Genomic DNA, 2875 nt, shown 5'->3' with positions numbered 1-2875 from the left:
CATCATCCCGCTGGTGGCATCGCCGTATAACTGGGGATTAGCCGCATGCATCATCGGATTCATCGCATGCATCATGCCGCCATAATCTTTTTGATAGCGCGCGATATCTTCACTGGTATGACATTCGACACAGGAGGCAATCATCGGCTGGCCCTGCAACTCGCCGCTCATCATACTGTTCATGAGCCTGGTCCAGACGTTGGGATCCATCGATTTCTGCATCGCATATGATATCGCGTCCTGGCCCTTCGCTTCCCCTTCCGGGGTCGATTCGGCTGCGTTCGCCAGGCTACTGGTCAAACCCAGCATTAGCGCTAGAAATAATTTGATGATGCGGTTGTTATTCATAATGAACTCCTGAAGTTCGTTTAATTTTGGATGACCTGGCGCACTCGCCAGGTCGCCTGCATTCGCTTAAAAGTCGCCGCTCGCGGCGCCTTCCATGATGTAGCGTATTCCCTCGCGGATTCTGATCGCCTCTTCACGCAACTCCTTGTCCAGCACGCTGTTCGGATTCTGCGCCAGGTTGAGCCAGTTGACGTCCCAGTCCAGCGTCATAACCCAGAGTTTGCGGTCGGCATCCTCGATCAACGCGATACGGCAGGGAATAAAGACTATAAATTCCGGCGCATGATCCAGCACCTTGCGCGCGACCAAGGCATCGCAAAAGTTGAAGATCTCGACCCGCGGCGTATTTTCGTCACCGGTAATCGCGACAATGTCCTTCCACAGCGGGCTGTGACCGACAAACTTGAAGTTGATTTCATTGGCGCGCAGTTTCATCGAGTCGACCGCATCGTCGAAACTGACATCTTCGGCCACCGGCATCTTGTCCGCCATGATCGAAATCATGTCGCGCAGGGATAATGGGCTCAGCATCATCAAACCCTGATACATGTTGCGCTTGGCTTCGTCCGAGAGCGAGTCCGAAACGGTATTGGGCGGAATATCACGCCTGCTCTGCGAGGGAATCCACATCCTGGCCTGGTTTGGCCCGCCAAACATACCCTCGAGCATCTGGGTATTGGCCGCACGCAGCATGGCATCCAGAATGCCGAAACGGGTAGCCTCGTCGATCGGCGCGTTCATAAAATGGCTGGCCATCATCATCATCCACTGCATGTTCATCCATTCGCTGGATAATCCCTGGGCATTGATTTCGGCCGACAGGCCCGGGGTGGTATTCGCCAGCCATGGAAACAGGTAAAATGGATTCTGCAACGGGCTTGGCGCCTGGGGACTGACGGACGGCTCCGAAGTCGGACTATTCTCCTGACTTGCGGCGGGCAGCATATACATCGACAAAATGACCGTGGTTATTGCTACAAGACGGACGGGCATGATGTTTCCTCATTTGATATGGTTAACGGATTCGACTAATTTCGGCAGCAACCTTACCAACCCTGGAGGGCAGATCAAATACCCACTAGTGCATACAAAAACTGCCGTTGGCTTGACGATCCTGACCGGGTTGGTTATAAGTTACCCCTATTTGGGTATGGTCTTTAGCGGTTCGATTACGTTACTTTCCCGCTATCGTACTGCAACTGTATCTAACAGCTTAAATTAAAACGCTGCCCTGGCGGTTTCGGGCAGTATATACAATACATCGAGGAGGAAGAGCATGACGATAAAGCAATTAACCAGTAGTACCGGGGCAGTTTTACTGCTTTGCTGCATTTCCCTGTTTGGCGGAATTGCCAGCGCCGACATGGTCGCGGATGGCAAGAAAGTAGCCTTCGACCGCAAGAAAGGCAATTGCCTGTCCTGCCACATGATGGCCGGCGGGCAACTACCGGGGAACATCGGGCCTCCGCTCATCGCGATGAAAGCTCGTTTTCCAGACAAAGCTGACTTGCGTGCGCAGATCTGGGATTCCACCGTCAAGAATCCGAACTCCATCATGCCGCCTTTCGGCAAGCACCGGATCCTGACGGAGAAGGAAGTCGATCTGATTACGGAATTTGTCCATACCCTTTAGTCCAGAGAATTTAATCATCGCACGAGGAACAAGAGATGAATCTTTTACGTCGTAAATTTATTAAAACGGCCACCTTCGTTGGTGCTGCCGTAACCGTCGGCACCGGTGTCCTGGTCCCGCAACGCGCAATCGGCGCTTATATGGCAGCTGCTTTCGAGGCGAAAGACGTCAATGGCGCCCTGTCCGCGGCAATGGGCACTGATCAGCATAGTGCTTCCGACTCAATCAAATTGAAAGCGCCCGATATCGCCGAAAACGGCGCCGTCGTGCCGGTCACCGTATCGGCCAGCATGGACAACGTCGATGCTATCTCGATAATTGCAGCGTCAAACGCGTCGCCCCTGACTTCCACCTATCAACTGTCTGCCGCCTGCGAACCGTTCGTTTCGACTCGAATCAAGATGGGCAAAACCGCTGACGTTATCGCGGTGATCAAGGCTGATGGCAAGCTTTACTCGGCCACCAAGGAAGTAAAGGTCACCATCGGCGGTTGCGGCGGTTAATTTCAGACATTAAAGCATTGGAGATAAACAAATGGCTTCTATAAAGATTCGCGCAAAGGCAAAGGATGGCATCACTACGGTCAAGACCCTGATGAGTCACCCGATGGAAACCGGGCTGCGCAAAGATTCAAAAACCGGCGAGAAGATTCCGGCTCACCATATCACCGAAATAACCGCCGAGCACAACGGCAACGTGGTCATGACGGCTAACTGGGGCGGCGCGATCTCGAAAAACCCTTACTTGTCGTTCAAGTTCAAGGGTGGTGCTGCGGGTGAAATGATAAAAATCACCTGGATCGACAACATGGGCAAGGGCGATACCGCCGAAGCTGCTATCAAGTAAGCCACGGCTTATAAAATAATACGAGGAGGATCAGTCGTGAAAAAGATA

Annotated in this window: 5 protein-coding genes; 3 read left to right on the top strand and 2 right to left on the bottom strand. The window is 52.7% G+C overall.

Annotation, left to right across the window (positions count from 1 at the left end; translation table 11 throughout):
* Both OES20_19090 and OES20_19085 read right to left on the bottom strand, forming a co-directional pair.
* On the bottom strand, positions 1–348 hold a 348-nt coding region (locus OES20_19090), incomplete at its 3' end, for a hypothetical protein (protein ID MDH3636798.1).
* A 66-nt stretch (positions 349–414) separates the two neighbouring features.
* Positions 415–1341 (bottom strand): DUF302 domain-containing protein, encoded by a 927-nt coding sequence (locus tag OES20_19085; GenBank protein MDH3636797.1) that lies wholly within the window; start codon positions 1339–1341, stop codon positions 415–417.
* Positions 1342–1630: 289 nt separating this feature from the next.
* Here OES20_19085 and soxX point away from each other — a divergent pair, with 289 nt between their 5' ends.
* Genes soxX through soxZ form a run of 3 tightly spaced genes read left to right on the top strand, consistent with a single transcriptional unit; the run spans position 1631 to position 2827 of the window.
* Positions 1631–1981 (top strand): sulfur oxidation c-type cytochrome SoxX, encoded by a 351-nt coding sequence (gene soxX, locus OES20_19080; protein MDH3636796.1) that lies wholly within the window; start codon positions 1631–1633, stop codon positions 1979–1981.
* A 35-nt stretch (positions 1982–2016) separates the two neighbouring features.
* A complete protein-coding gene (soxY, locus tag OES20_19075; GenBank protein MDH3636795.1) occupies positions 2017–2484 on the top strand; it encodes a thiosulfate oxidation carrier protein SoxY in 468 nt (155 codons plus the stop codon).
* A 31-nt stretch (positions 2485–2515) separates the two neighbouring features.
* Positions 2516–2827: a thiosulfate oxidation carrier complex protein SoxZ gene (gene soxZ, locus OES20_19070; GenBank protein ID MDH3636794.1), complete on the top strand. Its 312-nt coding sequence runs from the start codon at positions 2516–2518 to the stop codon at positions 2825–2827.
* The last annotated feature ends 48 nt before the right edge of the window (positions 2828–2875 follow it).

It is taken from the genome of Gammaproteobacteria bacterium, assembly GCA_029862005.1.
Taxonomy (GTDB): Bacteria; Pseudomonadota; Gammaproteobacteria.
The sequence above is the reverse complement of the archived record's forward strand: the minus strand, read 5'-3'. Positions and strand labels throughout refer to the sequence as shown.

What these genes read in the sequence shown, in the direction of transcription:
- OES20_19085 (MDH3636797.1), bottom strand. Translation starts at nt 1,341, where the DNA reads ATGCCCGTCCGTCTTGTAGCAATAACCACGGTCATTTTGTCGATGTAT.
- soxY (MDH3636795.1), top strand. Translation starts at nt 2,017, where the DNA reads ATGAATCTTTTACGTCGTAAATTTATTAAAACGGCCACCTTCGTTGGT.
- soxZ (MDH3636794.1), top strand. Translation starts at nt 2,516, where the DNA reads ATGGCTTCTATAAAGATTCGCGCAAAGGCAAAGGATGGCATCACTACG.